This window comes from Streptomyces sp. NRRL S-118 (genome assembly GCF_000716335.1).
Taxonomy (GTDB): Bacteria; Actinomycetota; Actinomycetes; order Streptomycetales; family Streptomycetaceae; genus Streptomyces.
The window spans coordinates 128,195-149,032 of sequence record NZ_KL591015.1; the positions used below are offsets into that span (position 1 = coordinate 128,195).

Annotated in this window: 16 protein-coding genes; 5 read left to right on the forward strand and 11 right to left on the reverse strand. The window is 75.0% G+C overall.

From position 1 onward, the window contains the following. The 3 genes from IH00_RS37640 to IH00_RS0124240 all read left to right on the forward strand — a co-directional run. Positions 1-840 (forward strand): ferritin-like domain-containing protein (locus IH00_RS37640; RefSeq protein ID WP_031076998.1); only part of this gene is annotated, 840 nt, incomplete at its 5' end. 47 nt (positions 841-887) lie between these two features. After that, on the forward strand, positions 888-1,709 hold the full coding sequence (locus tag IH00_RS0124235) for a hypothetical protein (protein ID WP_031077001.1): 822 nt from the start codon (positions 888-890) through the stop codon (positions 1,707-1,709). A gap of 169 nt (positions 1,710-1,878) precedes the next feature. Next, the gene (locus IH00_RS0124240) at positions 1,879-3,864 is read left to right on the forward strand and encodes an NHL repeat-containing protein (protein WP_052411600.1); all 1,986 of its coding nucleotides are present in this window, start codon (positions 1,879-1,881) and stop codon (positions 3,862-3,864) included. Positions 3,865-3,913: 49 nt separating this feature from the next. Here the strand turns inward: IH00_RS0124240 and IH00_RS0124245 are convergent, their stop codons facing one another. The 7 genes from IH00_RS0124245 to ligD form a co-directional block, all read right to left on the reverse strand. After that, positions 3,914-5,437 (reverse strand): penicillin-binding transpeptidase domain-containing protein, encoded by a 1,524-nt coding sequence (locus IH00_RS0124245; protein ID WP_052411601.1) that lies wholly within the window; start codon positions 5,435-5,437, stop codon positions 3,914-3,916. Beyond that, positions 5,434-6,828, reverse strand: a complete 1,395-nt coding sequence (locus tag IH00_RS0124250) for an FtsW/RodA/SpoVE family cell cycle protein (RefSeq protein ID WP_031077008.1) — start codon at positions 6,826-6,828, stop codon at positions 5,434-5,436. The genes IH00_RS0124245 and IH00_RS0124250 overlap by 4 nt, the downstream gene beginning before the upstream one ends. 145 nt (positions 6,829-6,973) lie before the next feature. After that, positions 6,974-8,263 carry a sensor histidine kinase gene (locus IH00_RS0124255; protein WP_031077010.1) on the reverse strand — a complete coding sequence of 430 codons (1,290 nt, stop codon included), beginning with the start codon at positions 8,261-8,263 and terminating at the stop codon, positions 6,974-6,976. Next, positions 8,260-9,090 carry a hypothetical protein gene (locus tag IH00_RS0124260; protein ID WP_420710914.1) on the reverse strand — a complete coding sequence of 277 codons (831 nt, stop codon included), beginning with the start codon at positions 9,088-9,090 and terminating at the stop codon, positions 8,260-8,262. Before IH00_RS0124260 ends, IH00_RS0124255 begins: the two co-directional genes overlap by 4 nt. A gap of 108 nt (positions 9,091-9,198) precedes the next feature. After that, the gene (locus IH00_RS0124265) at positions 9,199-11,400 is read right to left on the reverse strand and encodes a HEAT repeat domain-containing protein (RefSeq protein WP_031077014.1); all 2,202 of its coding nucleotides are present in this window, start codon (positions 11,398-11,400) and stop codon (positions 9,199-9,201) included. Between the two features lie 940 nt (positions 11,401-12,340). Next, on the reverse strand, positions 12,341-13,237 hold the full coding sequence (locus IH00_RS0124270) for an ATP-dependent DNA ligase (protein ID WP_031077015.1): 897 nt from the start codon (positions 13,235-13,237) through the stop codon (positions 12,341-12,343). Further along, positions 13,234-14,118 (reverse strand): non-homologous end-joining DNA ligase, encoded by an 885-nt coding sequence (gene ligD, locus IH00_RS0124275; RefSeq protein ID WP_031077017.1) that lies wholly within the window; start codon positions 14,116-14,118, stop codon positions 13,234-13,236. The genes IH00_RS0124270 and ligD overlap by 4 nt, the downstream gene beginning before the upstream one ends. 41 nt (positions 14,119-14,159) lie before the next feature. Here ligD and IH00_RS0124280 point away from each other — a divergent pair, with 41 nt between their 5' ends. Next, entirely contained in the window at positions 14,160-15,212 is a 1,053-nt protein-coding gene (locus IH00_RS0124280) for a non-homologous end joining protein Ku (protein WP_031077020.1), read from the forward strand. Between the two features lie 153 nt (positions 15,213-15,365). Here IH00_RS0124280 and IH00_RS0124285 read toward each other — a convergent pair whose 3' ends face one another. Continuing rightward, complete coding sequence (locus tag IH00_RS0124285) at positions 15,366-15,938, reverse strand: TetR/AcrR family transcriptional regulator (protein ID WP_031077021.1); 573 nt, start codon at positions 15,936-15,938, stop codon at positions 15,366-15,368. 53 nt (positions 15,939-15,991) lie between these two features. Here IH00_RS0124285 and IH00_RS0124290 point away from each other — a divergent pair, with 53 nt between their 5' ends. Further along, entirely contained in the window at positions 15,992-16,885 is an 894-nt protein-coding gene (locus IH00_RS0124290; RefSeq protein WP_031077023.1) for a DUF2867 domain-containing protein, read from the forward strand. Here the strand turns inward: IH00_RS0124290 and IH00_RS0124295 are convergent. The 3 genes from IH00_RS0124295 to IH00_RS42870 form a co-directional block, all read right to left on the reverse strand. Beyond that, positions 16,875-18,086 (reverse strand): cytochrome P450, encoded by a 1,212-nt coding sequence (locus IH00_RS0124295; RefSeq protein ID WP_234334940.1) that lies wholly within the window; start codon positions 18,084-18,086, stop codon positions 16,875-16,877. The two genes, IH00_RS0124290 and IH00_RS0124295, sit on opposite strands and share 11 nt — an antisense overlap. After that, on the reverse strand, positions 18,083-20,143 hold the full coding sequence (locus tag IH00_RS0124300) for a type I polyketide synthase (protein WP_052411602.1): 2,061 nt from the start codon (positions 20,141-20,143) through the stop codon (positions 18,083-18,085). Before IH00_RS0124300 ends, IH00_RS0124295 begins: the two co-directional genes overlap by 4 nt. A 3-nt stretch (positions 20,144-20,146) precedes the next feature. Further along, the coding region (locus IH00_RS42870) for a phosphopantetheine-binding protein (protein ID WP_199819805.1) at positions 20,147-20,838 on the reverse strand (692 nt) is incomplete at its 5' end.

Below are 20,838 nucleotides of genomic sequence, written 5' to 3' on the forward strand. Positions count from 1 at the left end.
GACAAGGCCGAGCTGCGCCGGCACTACGCCTCCTGGCAGTTCAGCCAGTTCCTCCACGGCGAGCAGGGCGCGATGATCTGCGCGGCGCGGATCGTGGAGTCGGTGCCCGACATGGACGCCAAGTTCTACTCGGCGACCCAGACGATGGACGAGGCGCGGCACGCCGAGATCTACGGGCGGTTCCTGCACGAGAAGATCGGGATGCTGTATCCCATCAACGACAACCTGAAAGGACTGCTCGACGACACCCTGCGCGACTCCCGGTGGGACATGCCCTACCTCGGCATGCAGGTCCTCATCGAGGGCCTGGCGCTCGCCGCGTTCGGGATGATCCGCGACACGACCGACAAGCCGCTCCCCAAGCAGATCCTCGCGTACGTCATGCAGGACGAGGCGCGGCACGTGGCCTTCGGCCGCATGGCGCTGCGCGACTACTACCGGCAGCTCACGGACGCCGAACTGCGCGAGCGCGAGGAGTTCGTCATCGAGGGCTGCTACCTGATGCGCGACCGTCTGCGCGGCGTCGAGGTGCTGGAGAACTTCGGCATCCCGAAGAAGGAGGCGGCCGAGTTCTCCGAGCAGTCCGAGTTCCTGCACCTCTTCCGCAAGCTGCTCTTCAGCCGGATCGTGCCGTGCGTCAAGGACATCGGCCTGTGGGGCGAGCGCCTGCAGAAGGCGTACCTGGACATGGGGGTCTTCGACCTCGGCGACTCCAACCTGGACCTGCTGATGAGCCAGGACGAGGAGATCGCCGAACGCCTCGACCGCGAACGCTTCGCGGCGGAGGAGGCCGAGCGGGTGGCCGAGGTGACGGAGGCGATCGCGCAGGGCGCGGAGTGAGTGGTGCTCAGGGCGGCCGTGTCAGTGGGGTGACGTAGCCTCAGAACATGAGCATGCCGCCCCCTCCCCAGCAGCCGACCGGCCCGTACGGGCCGCACCAGCCGTACCCGCAGGGGGTGGCGCACCAGCCCTACCCGCCGCAGGGATTCGCGCACCAGCCGCACCAGCCGTACCCGCCGCACGGGGTGCCGCACCAGGCGTACCCGCATCCGTACCCCGGCCCGCCCGTGCCGCCGAGGAAGCGGACCGGGCTGGTGATCGGCATCGTCGCCGGATCGGTCGCGGTGCTGGCGCTGCTGGCCTGGGCCGGCCGGCAGGGGCTCGACGCGGTGGGGGGCGGCTCGTTCCCGGCGGCGGAGTACCGGCTGACCGCGCCCGTGACCCTGCTGGACGGCGCGTACAAGCTCACCAGCGACACGTCCGAGAAGGACGGCAAGGACGTGGAGGCGGAGGACCGGGCCGACCCGAGTGTCCGGGTGACCAAGTCGGTCATCGCCACCTACAGCGGTGAACCGGGCACCGTCCTCGTCATCTCGGGTTTCTACGGGCAGCTGCGCAGTCCCGACCTGACGCGCAAGCAGATCCTGGAGGGCGGCGCCACCGCGGAGGGCACGACGCTGGCCGTGCCCCCGAAGGACTTCACGCCCGCGGGCTCCGGCGTGACCGTCAGCTGCCAGGTGACGCGCTCCACCGACATGGGCGCGACGAGCACCGTGCCGATGTGCGCCTGGGGCGACGGCAACACCGCGTCGTTCGTCGCCCTGGTCACCCCCGAGATCGCCCGCCAGGACCCGGAGAAGGTCGACCTGCGCGCGCTCGCCGAGACGACCGCCGCGGTCCGCGCCGACATCCGCGAGCCCCTGACCTGACCCGCCGTCCGGTCGCACCCGACCGCCCCGTCCCGCGCCCCGTCCCGCGCCCTGTTCCGTCGGTCGGGACGGGTTCTCCGTGCCCGCGCCACCGCGGACGCCCCCGATCGCGCGTGCCGCGCCGTTCCGGGCGCGCCGCGGACCAAGAGAAGAACTATCTGGAGGTTTTATGAGACGCCGCTGGTTCCTGTCCCTTCTGGCGGCCCTGTCGGCACTGCTGCTGCCCGCCGCGCCCGCGGCGGCCGACGCCGCCGACTGCACCGGCTCGGGCGTGGAGCGCTTCGGCCCCGCCTCCCTGACGGGCGCGATCACGGGCGCCACCGTCCACGAGGGCCGCGCGTACGTCGTCACCCGGGGGCAGACGCCGCCGAGGATCGCCGCGTACGACCTGGCCACGCGCAAGGTCGTCGGCCAGCACGACATACCCGACGGCCCCGCCCTCGGAGCGCCGGAAGGCGCCTACGGGGTGGCCGTCTCGGGCGGCAAGGTCTACTTCGGCACGTACCCCGTGCCGGACCTCTACCGCTACGACCCCGCCACGGGCAAGGTCGAGCACCTGTACTCCTTCGGCGCGAAGGGCGGCTACGTATGGAGCCTCGCCGCCGCCCCGGACGGCAAGCTCTACGCGGGCACGTACCCCGACGGCAAGGTGTGGGAGTACGACCCCGCCACCAAGGCCGTCCGCGGCTTCGGCAACCTCTCCGGCGGTGTGCCCGAGCGCTACGTGCGGTCCCTGGACGTCGACGGCACCCACATCTACGCGGGCCTGCTCGACTCCAAGAAGCTGGTGGCGGTCAACCGGTCCACCGGTGCGGTGAAGCAGCTCGTCACGGCCGACACCGGGTTCGCCGCGGTCTCCGTCGGCCGCACCCGGGTGCGCGCCGCCGCCGGCAACGCGCTGTACGACCTGCGCACCGACGGCACGGACGTGCGCAAGGTCGACGTCGGCGCGTCGGTCGACTCGATCGGCCTGGCCGCGGACTACACCGCCTACCTGTCCTCCCGGCCGAACGGCGCCGTCTTCGAGTACCGCACGGGCGCGGCCCCGGTGCCGATGGGCACCCCCAAGGCCCAGGAGGAGACCAGGGCCCTGGCCGTCCAGGACAACTCGCTCGTCGGCTTCTCCGGCAGCGGCGTGGTCTGGACGATGGACCTGGCCACCAAGCAGACGGTGACCACCAGCCTCCTCGACGCGGGCCTCACCCCCGGCGCGGAGCGCCCGCAGTCGATCCTGCTGGACGCGGAACGCGGCAACGTCTGGGTCGGCGGCCACTTCGCCGTCACCGTGCACGACCGTACCGCCGGCACCGAGACCAACGTGTGGGTGCCGGGTGAGCCCAAGGCGCTGGTCCGCCGCGGGGACAAGGTCTACGCCGCGATGTACCCGCGCGGCGAGATCATCGAGCTCGACCTGCGCGACCCCGCGGGTGTGCCGCCGCGCTCCCTCGGCTACCTGGGCCACGGCCAGCAGCGCCCGTGGGACATGGAGTACGACCCCGCCACGGACAAGCTGCTCGTCGCCAGCGCGCCGCTCGGCACGAGCTTCGTCGGGGCCCTGTCCGTCGTCGATCCCGACACCGCCGGTGACATCCAGGTGTACCCGGACGTCATCCGGAACCAGAGCCTGATGAGCCTGAGCCTCGGCCCCGGCGGCATCGTCTACCTGGGCGGCGACGTCCGGGGCGGTGGCGGCGCCACCCCGACCCTGACCACGGCGAGTGTCGCCGCCTTCGACCTGGCGACGCGCACCGTGAAGTGGACGGTCAACCCGGTGGCGGATCACGAGACGATCCAGGACATCAAGGTCCACAACGGCATCCTGTACGGCGTGTACAAGCGCGACACCGGCTGGTTCACCATGGACCTGGCCACCCGCAAGGTGCTCGCCCGGGGCCCGCTGACCACGTACGGCGAGATCGAGGTGCACCAGGGCAAGGTGTTCGCCGCGACGTTCGACGCCGCCGGCGCCGGCTTCGTCCACCAGCTCGGCCCCGGCCTCGCGGCCCCGCAGGAGCTCGCCCGCAACCTGGGCAACCAGTGGTACACCAACCCGCAGCTCGCCTTCGAGCCCACCGGCTGGAAGGCCTGGTCCCTGGTCGGGCGCGACCTTGCCCGGCTCCGCCTGGACCCGGCCTGCGCGCCGGTCACTCCCTGAACGGGGGCGGGCGGCGCCGTGGGCTCCACGGCGCCGCCCGCCGCGGCCGTCACGGCCCCGGCGGCCGTGCCGGTGCCTCGCGCGGAGCCGGGCGGGTGCCCTCCCGGTGCTCCGTGCCACGGCCGAGCGCCGCCTCCATGACCGACCGGGCGACCGGCGCCGCGCTGCCGCCGCCGCTGATGTCCTCGCGGTTGGCGGAGGCGTCCTCCACCACCACCGCCACGGCCACCGCCGGGCGGCCGGCGCCGTCGGCCTGCGCCCAGCCGATGAACCAGGCGTACGGCGTGCCCGTGTTGCCCACGCCGTGCTGTGCCGTGCCGGTCTTGCCACCGACCTGGGCGCCCTTGATCGCCGCCTTGCCGCCCGAGCCGTGCTCCACCACGTCCACCATCAGCTGCCGCAGCCGCACCGCCGTCGCCGGCTGCATCGCCTGCCGGTAGGAGCGGCGCACGTTCTGCGCCACGATGCGGCCGTGCGAGGTGGTCGCGCGGTCCACCAGGTGCGGCTGGGCGAGGTCCCCGGAGTTGGCGACGGCCGCGGCCACCATCGCCATCTGCAGCGGCGTCGCCCTGGTGTCGTACTGGCCGATACTGGACAGCGCCAGCTGGTCCTGCGTCATGCCGGTGTCGAAGTTCGACCGCTCCACCCGCGACGGGATGCGCAGCGACGCGTCGTTGAACCCGAAGCGCTCCACCGCCTCCAGCATCCCGGGCAGCCCGACCTTCACGCCCAGCCGGGCCATGACGCTGTTGCAGGACCAGCGGATGGCGTACGAGAGGGACGCGTCGCCGCAGCCGGTCGCCTCGTTGGGCAGCGCCGTGCGGGTGCCCGGCAGCAGGTACGGGTCGGGCGTGCCCGTCGGCGCGTCGACGTCCGTGACGACGCCGGCGTCCAGCGCGGCGGCCGCCGTCACGATCTTGAAGGTGGAGCCGGGCGGGTACGTCTGCCGCAGGGCCCGGTTGAGCATCGGCTGCCCGGGCGCCGCGTTGAGCCGCGCCCACGCGCCGGTGACCGCCTCCCCGGTGCCGGAGAGCAGCCCCGGGTTGTACGAGGGGCTCGTCACCAGCGCGAGGATGCGGCCGCTCGACGGCTCCAGGGCGACGACCGCGCCCCGCCGGCCGTCGAGCCGTTCGTACGCGGTCCGCTGGAGCACCGGGTCGATGGTGGTGACGACCTTGCCGCCGGGGCGGCGGCTGCGGCTGATGTCGTTCCAGAACGGGAAGGGCGCGAGGAGCGGGCTCGTCCCGGAGAGGATGTCGTCCTCTGCGTTCTCCAGCAGCGTGGTGCCGTACGTCTGCGAGGCGTAGCCGGTGACGGGCGCGTAGAGCGGGCCGTCGCGGTACGTGCGCTCGTAGCGCAGGAGCTGCCCGGTGTCGCGTGACCCGGTGACGGCCTTGCCGCCGACGAGGATGTCACCGCGCGGCTGGGCGTAACGGGCCATCGTCGGGCGGCGGTTGGCCGGGTTCTTGTCGAGCGAGGGCGCCTGGACGATCTGGACGCGTGCCGCGTTGACGAGGAGGGCCACGAGGAGGACCAGGCTCAGGCCGGCGGCGCGCCGGATGTAGCGGATCATCGTGGCTCCTTGGCGGCGAGGGGCGGCGCCGGTGCGACCGCGCCGCCGGACGTGCCGGCCGGGGGATCCGGGGTGCGGGCGGAGTCGCTGACCCGGATCAGCAGGGCCACGATGATCCAGTTGGTGACGACCGACGAGCCGCCCTGGGCGAGGAACGGCATCGCCATCCCGGTCAGCGGGATCAGCCCCATCACTCCGCCCGCGATGACGAAGACCTGGAGCGCGACGATGGAGGCGAGTCCGGTCGCCAGCAGCCGGCCGAAGGGGTCGCGCAGGGCGAGCCCGGTGCGGTAGCCGCGGGCGACGAGCAGCGCGTACAGCAGGAACAGGGCGGTCAGGCCGGCCAGGCCGAGTTCCTCGCCCACGGTGGCGAGGATGAAGTCCGACTTCGCGGCGAAACCGATCAGCGTGGACTCGCCCATACCCAGGCCCGCCCCGAGCACGCCGCCGGCGGCGAACGCGAACAGCGACTGGGCGAGCTGGCCGGGTCCCTGCCCGGCCTCGATGGAGGCGAACGGGTCCAGCCAGTCCTCGACCCGGCCGTTGACGTGCGGCTCCAGGCTGCCGACGACGAACGCCCCGACCCCGGCGAGCACCAGGCCGACGGCGATCCAGCCGATCCGGCCGGTCGCCACGTACAGCATGATCACGAACAGTCCGAAGAAGAGCAGCGAGGTGCCGAGGTCCCGCTCCAGGACGAGCACGCCGACGCTGAGCACCCAGATCGCGACGATCGGCGCGAGCACGCGGCCGGCGGGCAGCTGGACGGGCCCGAGGCGGCGGCCCGTGTGGGTGAGGGCGTTGTGGTTGACGGCGAGGTACGCGGCGAAGAAGACGGCGAGCAGGATCTTGGCGAACTCGCCCGGCTGGAACGACAGGCCGCCGATGCGGATCCAGATCTTCGCGCCGTTCACCGCGGGGAAGAAGATCGGCACGGAGAGCAGCAGCAGCGCGGCGGCGACCGATACGTACGCGTACCGCTGGAGCGTGCGGTGGTCGCGCAGGAAGACCACCACGACGATGAACAGGCCGATGCCGAGCGCCGACCACCCCAGTTGGGTGGGCGCGGCGCGGTCGGCCGGGGTCTCCAGATCCAGACGGTGGATCAGGACCAGGCCGAGGCCGTTGAGGAGGACGGCGATCGGGAGGAGGAGGGGGTCGGCGTACGGGGCCCGGAAGCGGACCGCCAGGTGCGCCAGGAGCGCGAGCAGTCCGAGTCTGGCGCCGTACGCGACGGTGTCCGGCGGGATCGCGCCGCTGCGGGCCAGGCCCACTTCCGCGTAGCCGAACACGGCGATGAGGACCGCCCCGATGAGGAGCGACAGCTCCACGCCGCGGCGCTTGTGCAGGCGCAGGCCGGGCGTCGGGCTGTCGGCCCTCGTGGTGGTCATGGTCCGCAACGTAGCAAGAGGCGACCGTAATTTCCCTTATGTCACATTTCACGTCATGGCCGCGCCGCACGGGTGACGCCGGGGGCGCCGCGGGGATGCCGCACGCATGCGGCACGGGTGCCGCCGGGTCGCCGCGCGCGTTGCGTCAGGAGTCGGTGAGGTCGATGTACTCCGGGAGCGTCAGACGGGCGGCCGCGCCGCCGTCGGGTGCGTTCGCGAAGACCAGTTCCGCCCCGATCACCGCCGCCTGGCCCGCCGCGATCGTCAGGCCGAGGCCGTGGCCCTTGCTGCCGCTCTCGGTGCGGAAGCGCTGCGGCCCGTGCTCCAGCAGGTACTCCGGATAGCCCGGCCCGTGGTCCCGTACCGTCACGACCGGGCCGTCCACGGACACCACGACCGGCGGCCGGCCGTGCTTGTGGGCGTTGGCCACGAGGTTGGCCAGCACCCGCTCCAGCCGGCGCCTGTCCGTCTCCACCCGCGCGTCGCGGACGATCCGCACCTCCGTGTCCGTGCCCGACGCCCGCACCACCCGCTCGGCGAGCGGGCCGAGCGCGTGCACGTCGAGGTCGACCTCCTCGGTGTGCGCCTCCAGCCGCGAGATCTCCAGCAGGTCCTCGGTCAGCGCGCGCATCGCCCGTACCCGGTCCCGCACCAGCTCCGCCGGGCGGCCCGGCGGCAGCAGCTCGGCCGCCGCCGACAGACCGGTCAGCGGGGTGCGCAGCTCGTGCGCCACATCCGCCGTGAAGCGCTGCTCGCTCTGCAGCTTGCGCTGGAGGCTGGAGGCCATCGTGTCCAGCGCACCCGACACCGTGGCGACCTCGTCCTCCGGGCGGGACGGGTCCTTCGTGCGCGGGTCGTTGACGCGCGCGTCCAGGTCGCCCGCGCTGATCCGCCGCGCGACCTGCGCCGTCAGGTGCAGGCGCCGGGTGACGCGGGTGACCGCGAACGAGCCGACCAGTAGCGTCGCACCGATCGCCAGCACCGAGGAACCGACGATCGCCTGGTCCAGGCCGCTGATCGTGCTCGCGCTCAGCGAGTAGTCCACGCGCACCGCCAGCGCCCGGCCGTCGGCGGGGCCGGCCGCCCACATCGTGGGCCGGCCGTCGAGGTCGGCCACCACCGTGCCGCGTTGCCCCCGTACGGCGGCCAGGTCCCGCAGGGCGGGCGGCAGGCCGGGCGGGTCGACGGCCGCGAACGGTGGCAGCGGCTCGCCCGCCTCGTACGCGACCGTGACCTCCTCCAGCCGGTCCAGGGCCTTCTCCCGGGCGGTGTCGACGGTCTGGCGGCTCACCGAGACGTGGACCAGGGCGCCCAGGAGCGCGGCCAGGGCGCAGCACATGACCGTGATGAAGACCGCGGCCTTCCAGGTCAGGGTCGCGGTCCAGGCGGGAAGGCGGGGCCGGCGGCGCCGTGCCCGGGCGGGAGGCGCGGTCACGGCGCGTCCGGGGACACGTCGTCCGGCGGCACACCGTCGGGGACGGGCGACGCGAACGCGGGGGAGGGCCCGGGGGCGGAGGCGCGGGAGGACGGGGAGGGCGACGGGGACGCCGGCCCCGGCGGCTCGGGGGCGTCAGGGCGCGGGGGCACCGGCTTCACGCGGATGATCTCGTCCCGCGTCGGCAGCATCGCCCGCTGCTGGCCGTCCCACGTCCACGCCGTGCGGTACTCGTACCCGGGGATGCCCGCCGAGACCACCCGGGTCACCAGGTCCCGGCCGGCGAGCTGCACGCTGACGATCTGCTCCACGGTGGACATGATCCGCGTCAGCCCGCCCTTCTCCGGCAGGTAGACGCGCAGCCCCAGCTGCTGCTCGGGCATCCTGATCCCGACGATCAGCTCGTCCCTGCCGTCCCCCGTCAGGTCCCGGTAGTACGGCGAGAGCACCGGGCACGCCTTCGGCCTGCTCGTGCACTGCTCGATCTGCCGGGCCGTCTGCGGATAGAGCCCGTCGGCGCCGCTGTACCGGTCGGGGTGCGCGGCCACCTCGGCCCGGACGACCGCCACCGGATCGGCCTTCCGCACGTCGCCGTCCGGCAGCTCGATGCCGGGTACGCGTTCGGTGTCGCTCTCGCCGTAGTCGATCGGCGGCGCGGTCACGGGCGGCAGGTCGGGCCAGAGGCGGACCGGACCGATCGCGGCCGGCGTGGGCCCCGCGCTCTCCAGGGCGCCCGGGTCGTCGCAGCCCGACAGCGCCAGCGCCGTGCCGAGCGCGGCCGCGGGCAGCAGCGCCGCGTACGCGGTGGGGCGGTGCGGGCTGCTCACGGTGCTCCTGCGGTCGGCGGGTCCCCGGGGCCGGCAGTCGTCCGGGGCCGGGCGGGCTCCGTAGAACCTTATGCGGACGGAAGTCCCATTTGACGTCCCGCGGGGGTCCTACCGGTGGCCGAGGCCCTGCCGGCACAGGGCCAGCAGCTTCTCGTCATGGTGGACGTCATGGTCGCCCGAGCTGCCCTCCGACACATTGTGCCGCCGCTGCCGGGCCAGCTCGCCGCGCAGCAGCGGGGCGGCGGGCTGCGCCGCGCCGGGCCCCAGCTCGGCGAAGCACTCGGCGATCTCCACCCGCGTGTAACGGTTCTCCCGCCATGCCGCTGCGAGCACCGGCAACGCCTCCTCCACCTCACCGGTCACCCGGCACAGCGCCACCGCCGCGTCCACCCGCAGCCACAGGTCGGGCGCGGTCAGACAGGCGCGCAGCTCCGGAGCCGCCGCACCGGCCGCGCCGCCGATCGCGCCCGCCGCCCACGCCGCCTCCCGACGGTGATGGGCGTCCGGGACCCGCAGCAGCTCCCGCAGGTGCGGCAGGACGCCCGCGGCGTCGCCCTCCACCGCCCACAGGGCCCGTGCCGCCATGCTCACCAGCCCCGGCGAGCCGTCACCCAGCAGCGGCCGCAGGTCCGGGACGGCCTCGCGGGCCGAGGGGCCGAACGCCGCCACCGCGCGCAGCGCCGACTCGACGACCCACTCGCGCCGGAAGGCGGGCGCCCCGCGCAGCACGCGCAGCACCTCGGGCAGCGCCTCCACCGCCCGCACGTGGGCCAGCGCCAGGAGCAGCGGTCCCGCCTGCTCGCTCAGCTCCTCGTCCAGCGGCAGCCGGCCGAGCCGCCGCCGCAGCGCGGGCGCGAGCGGGCCGGCCGCATCGCCCAGGTGCGGCACCGCGTACATCAGGTGCGCGTTCAGCACCGGCTCCTCCAGCGCGCCGAGCAGCGCCGGCACGGCCCGCGGGTCCCCCGCACGGGTGAGCGCCAGCAGCGCGCTGCCCAGCCACGCCGGGCCGCCCACCCGCTCCGGCTCCCAGGGCGACGGATCCGCCGCCACCCGCGCCGCCAGCGCGTCGCACGCCGGGCGCGCCAGCTCGAACAAGCCCTCCAGCCAGGCCGCGGCGGCGTTGCGCAGCCGCGGCTCCGGGTCCGCCAGCTGCGCCCCGACGAGGCGCACCACCTCGTCGTACGCGCCGCGCCAGGTCTGCACGAGACCGCCGCACATCCACACCGCGTCGGCCCGCTGCTCCCGGTCGGGGCTGCGCAGCTGGTCGGTGACGAGCGCGATCCGGTCGGCCACCCGGTCGTCCAGGGCGCTGTGCAGAGTCCGCAGCAGGTCGTCCGCCCAGGCCGTGCCCCGGCCCGCCCGCTGCTCCTCGCGCAGCTCCCGCACCTGCCCGACCAGGGTCGGCGCGACCGGGCGGGCCGCCGGTTCGGCGGCGTCCAGCGCCTCCAGCGGCTCGCGCAGCTCCAGCCCGTCGCCCCCGCCCCGCCCGTCGCCGCCCAGTCCGTCCCGGCCGGCCGTCACGTCAGCGCCCAGGCCGGTCGGCAGGCCCATGGCGGCGTGCCGCGCGAGCGGCGCCCGCCGCAGCTCCGCCAGCAGACCGGTCACCCGCGCCACCACGTCGGCGGGCAGCCGCGCGGGCGCGCACCTGGCCAGCTGCGCCAGGGACGCCAGCCGCAGCGCCGGGTCCTGGGCGGCCCCCATCAGCCAGCCCAGCCACTCCGCGGTCTCGTCGCGCAGCGTCTCGTACCGCAGGGCGATCCGGCCCACCGCCTCGACCAGCGCGAGGCGCACCTCCGTGTCCGTCTCGACGGTCAGCCGCTCCCGCAGCAGGACCAGGACGCGCGCGGGATCGCCGTGCAGCGAGGCCAGCGCGCCGGGCGCCGCCAGCCGCACCTCCGGGTCCTCGTCGCCGAGCAGCCCGAGGAAGACGTCCGACCCGGCGGCGACGGCCGCGGCCGCCATCGCGTAGTTCGCCGCGTCCTCGAACTCCTCGCCCTCCGGGTCGAGCTGGTCGAGTTCGTCGTCGCCGGCCAGGTCGATGCCGCCGATGCTGGTCAGCAACTCGATGATGCAGCCGCGGTCCTGCACGTCCGGGGACGCCACCAGCTCCAGCAGGAACGGGATGCAGGCCAGCGTCGAGTCGTACACGTCGCCCTGGTGGTGGACCGTCCCGTACATCCCGTCGAGCGCCATCTCGCGCTCCATCGGGTCGCCGGAGGCGAGCCCGCGCAGCAGTGCGGGCACATCGTCGGCCGGACCATAGGCATGACCCAGCGAGGCCCAGTCGACCTCGTCGATCCCCCTGAACATGCCCATCCCTCCCCGTCAACACTGCACTTGGGGGCAATAGTGCACCACACCGCCGCGCACCATGACCCGCCAATCGGACACGCGGTACGCCCCTTCCGCCCCGGGTCCGCCACGCCCCGCGCCCCCCGCACCGGCTCGCCGGAGCGCGCCCGGCCTCCCGGGGCGGAGGTGATGCGGCATGGCCGGACCGCGGGCCGCACCGGTCCGCCGGAACGGCCGGGCGCGGCTCCGCGCCCGTCCCCCAAACGGCCGTCCCGGCCCTCCGGGCAGCCCGGGACGGCGGCCGGTCCGGCCCGCGGTGCGAGGGGTGCGGGAGGGAGGTCCTGAGCACGCTCGCGCCCTCCGCCACCGGCGCCGTCACCGCCGTCCGTCGGCCGTCCCACCCGTGCCGACCTGGGGCGACGCGCCCCGGGACCGCGACGGCCACCTCGCTTCCGTGCGCCCCGGAGAGGCCCGGCACCCCGCCCCCGGCCGGACGGGCGCCCGCCGGTTCCGGCGCGGTGCGCGCCCCGGTGAGGCGGTGGTACGGCCCCGGCCCGGCGACTCCCGCGACCGGTGCGGGACGGCCGTCCGGCGCGTCCCGCACGCCGCCCCGCCGCCCGGCGCGGCCCTGATCGACCACCGGGGGACCGGTCCGCCGGGGCGCCGCCGCCGCGCACCGCCGCGGGAAGCGGAACGGCAACCCCGGGTCCGCCGCCGGCCGCCGGGAGGCCCGGCCGCGCCCGCGGGGGCCGGGCCGCGCCGGCGAGCGGCCGGTACATGCCCTGGCCACGGCGGTGGGACCGCTCCCGCCGGACCGGCGGGGCGGGCGGTGCTCCACGGCGGCTCGCAGGCGGCTCCAACGCGGCGAGATACCGCCGCTCGCCCGGCCCGGTACCGGAGCCCGGCGGCGCGGTGCACGACGGCCGCCGCCGGACGGGCCCGGCGGCCCGGCGGGGTCTCAGGGGGTCTTGAGCCGCAGCACGGTCGTCACCGTGTGCCGCGTCGTGCCCGTGGCGACCTCGGCCGTCAGCTCCGGCGGCACGGAGCGGTACGCGACGTCACCGATCCCGACCGCCTGGGCGGTGCCCGGCTCGCCGGGCGGCAGCTCCCGCAGCACCGCGCCGACGCGGGCGCGCAGCGCGGGCGGCAGCGGGCTGGACACCAGCGGGACGTCGTCGTCCGGCAGGACGAGGACCAGCGCGGCCGGCCGCTCCTGCGCGCCGGTGTAGCCGACGACGACGGCGTCCTTGGTGTCGGTGTGCCGGTACTTGCGCCATGCGCGCGAGCCGGCCCGGTAGGGCTGGTCGAGCCGCTTGATCACCAGGCCCTCGACGCCGATCGCGGGCAGCGTCTCGTACCAGGTGGCCGCCAGCTCCGGGTCCGTGGTCATGGGCACGGCCTGGATCGGCGGGCCCAGCCCGGCGAGCAGGTCCACGAGCCGCTCGCGCCGCCGGTCGTAGCGCAGCGGCCGCAGGTCGGCGCCGTCCGCGCCCAGCACGTCGAAGGCCGCGTACGAGGCGGGCAGCCGTCGCGCGAGGGCGGGTGCCCGGCCCGGGGTCGCGAACGCGCGGCCTTGGACGGCGGCGAAATCGATCCGGCCGTCGCGCCAGACCACCACCTCCCCGTCGAGGACCGTGCCCTCCGGAAGCCGCCGTGCGGCCTCGGCCAGGTCGGGGAACGCGGCGGTGACGATCCGCCCCGAGCGCGCCTGGAGCACCACGCCGTCACCCTCCCGGAAGACCACCATCCGGTGCCCGTCGAACTTCGGTTCGTACGCCAGTCCGCGTTCGCGCGGCAGGGTGCCCACCGTCTCGGCCAGCGCCACCCTGACCGGCGGCCTCGGCGCGGTGCTCATGGCAGGGTGCCCGCCTGTTCCGGGTCGAGGAGGGGAGCCAGCAGGTCCCCGTACCGCTGGAGGCGCGCAGGGAGGTCCCCGATGCGGAAGACCAGCTGGGCCGGGGAGCCGCAGGACTCGACCTCCTCCCAGGTGACCGGGGTGGAGACGACGGGCTCGCGGCGCGCCCGCAGTGTGTAGGGGGCGGCCGTCGTCTTGGCGGCGTTGTTCTGGCTGTGGTCGACGAAGACCTTGCCGGGCCGCAGCGACTTCGTCATCCGGTGCACCACCAGCGCGGGCAGGTCCGCCTCCGCCTCGACGGCGAGCTGTCTGGCATACGCCTGCACCCGCTCGGAGGGCACCCGTTCCAGTGGCACGTACAGGTGCAGGCCCTTGGAGCCGGAGGTCTTGGCGTACGCCTCCAGGCCGTCGGCGGCGAGCCGCTCGCGCAGCCAGACGGCGACGTGGCAGCACTCGACGACGGTCGCCGGGGCGCCCGGGTCCAGGTCCAGGACCAGGCGGTCGGCCTCGGCGGGGGCGTCGGCCCGCCACTGCGGGGTGTGGAACTCGACCACCAGGTTGGCCGCCCACATCAGGGACGCGAGGTCCTCGACCACCACCTGGCGGGTGTCCTTCTCCTCCGTCCGGGGGACGGGGACCGTCCGCACCCAGGAGGGGGTGCCGGGCGGCGGGTTCTTGGTGAAGAACAGCTGGCCGTCGGGCCCGTCCGGGTAGCGCAGGAAGGACAGCGGGCGGCCCTTGAGGTGGGGGAGCAGATGGGCGGCGGCGGTCGCGTAGTAGTGGAGGATCTCGCCCTTGGTGGTGCCGGTGGCGGGGTGGATGACCTTCTCCAGGTTGCTGAGCGCCAGTCGTCGCCCCTCCACCTCCGTGATCGGCGTCATACGATGAGAATCCCACGAAATCGGTACGAAAGGGATCAACCGTGCGGTCCATCTGGAATGGCGCGATTTCTTTTGGCCTGGTCAGCATCCCTATCAAGCTGGTGAACGCCACCGAGAACAGATCCGTCTCCTTCCGGCAGATCCACACCGAGGACGGCGGCCGCATCCGCTACCGCAAGGTGTGCGAGCTGGACGGCGAGGAGGTCCCGGGGGCGGAGATCGGCAAGGCGTACGAGGAAGCCGACGGGACGATGATCCCGATCACCGACGAGGACCTGGCCCAGCTGCCGCTGCCGACGGCCAAGACGATCGAGATCGTCGCCTTCGTGCCGGCGTCGCAGATCGACCCGCTGCAGATGGACGCGGCGTACTACCTGGCGGCGAACGGGGTGCCGGCGGCCAAGCCGTACACCCTGTTGCGCGAGGCGCTCAAGCGCAGCGAGCGGGTCGCGATCGCCAAGTTCGCCCTGCGGGGGCGGGAGCGGCTCGGCATGCTGCGGGTGGTGGACGACGTGATCGCGATGCACGGCCTGCTGTGGCCGGACGAGATCCGCCGGCCCGAGGGCGTCGCGCCGGAGACCTCGGTCACCGTCCGCGAGGCCGAACTGGACCTGGCCGACGCCCTGATGGACACGCTCGGCGAGGTGGACATCGAGGAGCTCCACGACGACTACCGCTCGGCGGTGGAGGAGCTCATCGCCGCGAAGGCGGAGGGCGCCCTGGAGGTCCCGGCCGAGCCGAAGAAGGAGCGGGGCGGACAGGTCATCGACCTGATGGCCGCGCTGGAGAGCAGCGTCCGCGCCGCCCGCGAGGCCCGCGGCGAGGAGGCGGGCACGGCGGGGGAGGCGGGAGAGGCGCCGGCCTCCGTGACGGCGCTGTCGCCGCGCAAGAAGGCACCGCGCGCGCCGGCCGCGCCCAAGGAGACGGGCGGGAAGAAGTCCACGGCCAGGACGGCCGGGAAGAAGACGACGGCGGCGTCACGCAAGTCCACGTCGAAGACGACCGGGAAGGCGGCGGAGAAGTCCACCGCGAAGAAGACCACCGCGAAGAAGACCACGACCAAGAAGGCCACCCCGCGCAAGCGCTCCGCCTGACGCGCCCGCCCGGCCCGCCGCCCCGGTCGGGGCCGGGTGCCGCTGCGCTGCTCCGCCGGCCCGTGCGTCCGCCGGTGGAGGGTGCGGCGGCCGTGCGGCTCGGGGTGTCCTGGAGCCGGGTGGCGCCCGCGCCGTGTCCGGCAGCGGTACGGGTCAGGGTCGGCGCAACAGGGTGTCCAGGACCGCGTCGAGGTAGTCGGGGTCCTGCGGGAGCGCCGCCGGGACGGCGTGGGTGAGCTGGGTGTGGCCCAGGTACGAGGTGTACGCCAGCAGGCCGCGGCGTGCGGCCTCCTCCGTGGGGAAGCCGAGCTGTTCGAAGAGGCGGGCCACGTACGCCACCCGGCGTTCGGTCACCCGCTGGAGGACGGCCGCGACCCGTGGGTGGTCAGCGGTGGCCAGCAGGGACACCTCCAGGGGGTCCTCCGCCGCCGAGGCCGTCGCCCTCCGGAACAGCGTGCGCAGCCGCGCCCCGGGGTCCGGCTCGGTCTCCAGCGCGGCGATGATCGCCTCCGTGCCCGTCTCCTCCCACCGCTCCAGCGCCGCCTCGACGAGCGCCTCGCGGTTGGCGAAGTGCCAGTAGAAGCTGCCCTTCGTGGTGCCGAGGCGGGCGGCGAGCGGCTCCACCGCGACGGCCGCGAGCCCGCCGTCGCCGATGGCCGCGAGCGCCGCGTCGGCCCAGTCGCGGGCGGTCAGTCTCCTGCGGGGGGCGGAGTGCTGGGCGGGCATGACCGTACGGTACCGTACGGTGAAACATACGCTCCCGTATGGAGGTGTGCGGCATGCGCACGGTACGGAACGTTCACCAGCGGATCATCGACGCCCCGCCCGCCGCGGTCGGCGCCCTCCTCGACCGGCTCGCCGGCGAGGACGACCCGCTCTTCCCCACGCCTGCCTGGGAGGCCATGCGCTTCGACCGGCCGCTCGGCGTGGGCGCCGACGGCGGCCACGGCTCGGCCCGCTACCACGTCTCCGCCTACGAGCCCGGCCGCAGCATCCGGTTCGACTCCCCGGGCCTGAACGGCTACCACCGGTTCGACGTGCAACCCCTCGACGGGGGCGCGCGGTGCCGCCTCGTCCACACGCTCGAGATGCGTCCGGGAATGGCCGGAACCTTGTCCTGGACGCTGGCCGTCCGCCCGCTCCACGACGTCGTCGTCGAAGAGATCCTCGACAACGCGGAGCGCGCCGCGACCGGCCGCCTGACCCGGCCCGCCACCCGCTGGTCGCCGTGGGTCCGGCTGCTGCACCGGCTGTCCTACCCCCGCCCCGTCGCCGCCGGCGTCCCGCAGGAGGCCCGCCTGGCCCGCGGCGCCTTCGACCGCACCGACTTCTCCGACGCGTGGCGCCTGCCGCTCGAACGCGGCATGGACCGCGACCCCGGAGCCTGGCGCGGCGTCCTGCCCTTCCCCGTCCGGGCGGCCGACGGCCGTGAGGTGCTCCTCGGGCAGGACGCGCGGCACCTGGACTTCCGTGCCTCCGTGCTCGTCGGCGACGACGACGTCACGCTCACCACGGTCGTCCGGACCCGCACCGCTCTCGGCCGGCTGTACTTCGCGGTCGTCCGCCACCTCCACCCGTACGCCGCCCGCACCGCGCTGCGCCGCCACCACCGGCGGCTCGCGCTCGCCGCACCGACCGCGGGGGAGCGGCACCGCCGGCGCGTCACGCGCTGAACGACACCGGCAGCGCGCTCACGCCCCGTACGAAGGTGGACGCCAGCCGCGGCGCCGGGCCCGTCACCTCGAAGGACGTCACCCGGTTCCGCAGCTCGGCGAGCATCGCGCGGATCTCCACCCGCGCCAGCTGGGCCCCCAGGCAGAAATGCGGGCCGAAACCGAACGTCACATGGCGGTTGGGGTCGCGGCCGATGTCGAACGCGTCCGGGTCGGCGAACGCCTCCTCGTCGAAGTTCGCCGACGCGCACCACAGCGTGACCGCGTCCCCCGCCGCGATCCGCACGCCGTCACCCAGCTCCGTGTCCGCCGTCGCCGTACGCCCCACATGGGCCACCGGCGTCGTCCAGCGCAGGACCTCCTCGGTGGCCGGGCCGACCAGCGACGCGTCGGCCCGCAGCCGCCGCCACTGGCCGGGGTGCTCGGCGAGCGCCAGCAGCCCGCCCGCCAGTGCCAGCCGCGCCGTCTCGTCACCGCCGATGATGAGGTTGTAGCAGGTGGACAGCACCTCCTCCTCGGTGAGCGGACGCCCGTCCACGGTGCTGCCCACCAGCAGGCTGACGATGTCGCTGCCGGGCGCCGTCCGCCGCTCCGCCGCCAGCCGCAGGTAGTACTGCATGATCTCGCTGCGCGCGATCCGCACCTCCAGCGAGGCCGCCTCGTCCTGTTCGCCGAGCATCGCGGCGTTCGTCAGCTCCAGTACCCGTGCCCGGTCGGTCTCCGGCACGCCCAGCAGCTCGCAGATCGCCCGCAGTGGCACCTGCGCGGCCACCTCCGTCACGAAGTCCCCGCCGCCCCGGGCCACGAGCCCGCCGAGCAGCGCCCGTGTGGAGCGGGCGATCGAGTCGGTCACCGGGCCCAGCTGCCGCGGCCCGAACCCGCCGGACAGCAGCCGCCGCAGTGCCCCGTGGCGCGGCCCGTCCGTCACGACGAGCATCGTCCCGGCGCCCCGGTCGTACCCCTGGAGCAGGGTGGCCAGCATGTTCCCGCCCTCGGACGAGAAGGTCCCCGGATCGCGCAGCGCCCGCTGCACGTCCGCGTGGCGCGTCACGACCCAGCAGCCGGGGACGGCCGCGCCGTGCGCCCGGTCCACCGGCTGCCACCGCACCGGTTCGCGGCGGCGCAGCTCGCGCCACACCGCGCGCAGGTCCTGCCCGGCGTGCACCGCCGGATCGAGCAGGTCCACCACCGTGCCGCTCACGATCCCGACTCCTCGGCCTCGAACTCGTCGAGCAGCGCGTCCAGTTCGCCGTCCCCGGCCCGCAGCGCCACGATCCGCTCCACCATCGCGCCGAGCGTGAGCTGTTCCAGGAAGAGGTCGATGGGGACGTCGACGCCGAATTCGTCCCGCATCCGCCCCACCAGGTGCACCGCGGTGAGCGAATCGCCGCCCGCCTCGAAGTACGTCCGGTCCAGGCCGCCGCCGGCCCCGTCGGTCGCGTCCAGCCCGAGCGCCTCACGCAGCGCCGCCGCCACACCCGCTGCCATGCCCGCTTCCGTACCGCCCTCCGTACCGCTCTCCGTACCGCTCTCCGCACCGGTTTCGCGGACGGCTTCCGTACCGGCTTCCGCTCGGGGTGCGGAGGCCCGTGCCGCCTCCGGGGCGAGGGACAGGGCGCCGTGGCGCTCGCCCGCGAAGGGGTACCCCGGCAGGTTCACCCGGCGCACCCCGCGCGGCGCGGCCGGCGCGGCGGCCTCCTCGCCCGCCAGCCACGCCTCGCCCAGCGGATGCGGGTCCCGCACACCGGCGGCCAGTTTCTCCGCCGCCTCCGCCGCCCCGGCGGCCACCACGTAGGTGCGCACGGGCAGCGGGGTGCGCCCGGTCCACAGGGTGTGCGCCACCGCGGCCGGCGACGGGGCGCCCGGCGCCCCCAGCACGTCCGCCAGCGCACGGCACAGCACCCGCAGCTGCTCCTCCGTACGGGCCGACAGCGGCAGCACGACCGGGGCGCCGCCGTCCTCCGCGGCGGCCGGCCGGCGCGGCGCCTCCTCCAGCACCACGTGCACGTTCGTACCGCCGATCCCGACCGAGGTCACGCCCGCCAGGCGGCCCGGCCGGTCCGCCGGGCGCGGCCACGGTGCCGCCCGGGTGACGAGCCGGAAGGGGGACGACGCGAGAGCGGGGTGCGGGGCGGTGACGTTCACCGTCGGCACGAGCGTGGCGTGCTCCAGCATCAGCACCGTCTTGATGAACGCGGCGATGCCCGCCGCGGCGTCGAGGTGCCCGATGTTCGACTTGACGGAGCCCAGCCCGATCCCGGCACCGTGCCCCCGCGCGTCCGCGAACGCCGCTCCCGCGGCCGCCAGTTCGATCCGGTCCCCGAGCTCCGTGCCCGTCCCGTGCGCCTCCAGGTACTGGGCCCGCGCCGGGTCCAGGCCCGCCGCCGCCCACGCCTCCGTGATCGCCGCCGTCTGCCGGTCCACGCCCGGCGCCGTGAACCCGACCTTCGCCGAGCCGTCGTTCGTCACCGCCGACCCGCGCACCACCGCCCGCACCGGGTCGCCTTCCGCCAGCGCGTCCTCCAGGCGCCGCAGCACGACCACACCGACGCCGTTGCCGGGGACCGTGCCCGCCGCCTTCTCGTCGAAGGGCCGGCACCGCCCGTCCGGTGAGAAGATCCCGCCCTCGACGTGGACGTAGCCCGCGGGCCGCACGGAATCGACGGACACGCCGCCCGCCAGCGCCGTGTCGCACTCGCCCAGCAGCAGTGCCTGCGCCGCCAGGTGCACGGCGGTCAGCGAGGTCGAGCAGGCCGTCTGGACGTTCATGCTCGGCCCGTCCAGGCCCAGCCGGTAGGAGATCCACGGGGCGAGGAACTCCCGGTCGGTGAGGATCCGCACCTGCGTCGCGCCGATCCGCGCCGCCAGACCGCGGTCCGTGGCGGCGGCGAGCATGTGCCCGGTGGGCGAGCCGCCCACGTACACACCCGTACGGGCGGGCGCGCGCAGCGGGTCGTACCCGGCGTCCTCCAGCGCCGCCCACGCCGTCTCCAGCAGCAGCCGGTGCTGCGGGTCGAGCGCCGCGGCCTCGGTGGCGTTGAACCCGAACAGCCTCGCCTCGAAGCGGTCGGCGTCCGCGAGGATCCCCTTGCTGCCCACCTCGTGCGCCGGTGCGTCGAAGTCCGTGAGGGAGCAGACGCCGTCGCGCAGGTTCGCCCAGTACGCGTCGAGGCCGGGGGCGCCGGGGAACCGGCCGCTCATCCCCACGACGGCTATCGCGCCCTCGGGCACCTGGTCATCCTGCTCTGCCTGGTCCATCGTTCAGTCGCCTTTCCGGTTGCTGCGGAGCCTTCGTGCGGTGGCGGCCCGGTCCCGCCGCGGGGACCTGTCCGGTGCCCGGTGCGCCGCACCGTCCGGACGCGCGGCGCCGTCCAGGTGCGCGGCGAGCGCGGCGACCGTCGGGTGCCGGAAGAGGTCGACGAGACTCAGCGCGTCCTCGTCGTACCGGGTGCGCAGCGCCGCCAGCACCGCCAGCAGACGCACCGAATTGCCGCCCAGCTCGAAGAAGTTGTCGTGCACACCGACCCGGTCCAGGGTCAGGGCACGGGCCCACACCCCCGCGACCAGCCGCTCGGTGTCACCGTCCGGCGCGGTGTACGACTCCGCCAGGGCGGGCCGCGCCACCGGGGGTTCGGGCAGGGCGGCCCGGTCGACCTTGCCGGAGCGGTTGAGCGGCAGCGCCTCCAGCCGGACGAACGCCTCCGGCACCATGTAGCCCGGCAGGCGCTCGGCGAGCCGGGCGCGCAGCACCCCGTCGGGCGCGCCGCCGACGACGTACGCGACCAGCCGCCCGTCGCGCACCGCCGCGGCCGCCGTCGACATGCCGGGGACGCCCGCCAGCACCGCCTCCACCTCCCCGAGTTCGATGCGGAAGCCGCGCAGCTTGACCTGCGTGTCGCTGCGGCCCAGGTAGTGCAGCACCCCGCGGGCGTCGATCCGCCCCAGGTCCCCGG

Bases quoted from the DNA above. Each gene is read 5' to 3' on its own strand.
- IH00_RS0124290 (WP_031077023.1), top strand. From the start codon at position 15,992: ATGCGCACGGTACGGAACGTTCACCAGCGGATCATCGACGCCCCGCCC.
- IH00_RS0124250 (WP_031077008.1), bottom strand. From the start codon at position 6,828: ATGACCACCACGAGGGCCGACAGCCCGACGCCCGGCCTGCGCCTGCAC.
- IH00_RS0124235 (WP_031077001.1), top strand. From the start codon at position 888: ATGAGCATGCCGCCCCCTCCCCAGCAGCCGACCGGCCCGTACGGGCCG.
- IH00_RS0124245 (WP_052411601.1), bottom strand. From the start codon at position 5,437: ATGATCCGCTACATCCGGCGCGCCGCCGGCCTGAGCCTGGTCCTCCTC.
- IH00_RS0124285 (WP_031077021.1), bottom strand. From the start codon at position 15,938: ATGCCCGCCCAGCACTCCGCCCCCCGCAGGAGACTGACCGCCCGCGAC.
- IH00_RS0124300 (WP_052411602.1), bottom strand. From the start codon at position 20,143: ATGGACCAGGCAGAGCAGGATGACCAGGTGCCCGAGGGCGCGATAGCC.
- IH00_RS0124270 (WP_031077015.1), bottom strand. From the start codon at position 13,237: ATGAGCACCGCGCCGAGGCCGCCGGTCAGGGTGGCGCTGGCCGAGACG.
- ligD (WP_031077017.1), bottom strand. From the start codon at position 14,118: ATGACGCCGATCACGGAGGTGGAGGGGCGACGACTGGCGCTCAGCAAC.
- IH00_RS0124240 (WP_052411600.1), top strand. From the start codon at position 1,879: ATGAGACGCCGCTGGTTCCTGTCCCTTCTGGCGGCCCTGTCGGCACTG.
- IH00_RS0124265 (WP_031077014.1), bottom strand. From the start codon at position 11,400: ATGTTCAGGGGGATCGACGAGGTCGACTGGGCCTCGCTGGGTCATGCC.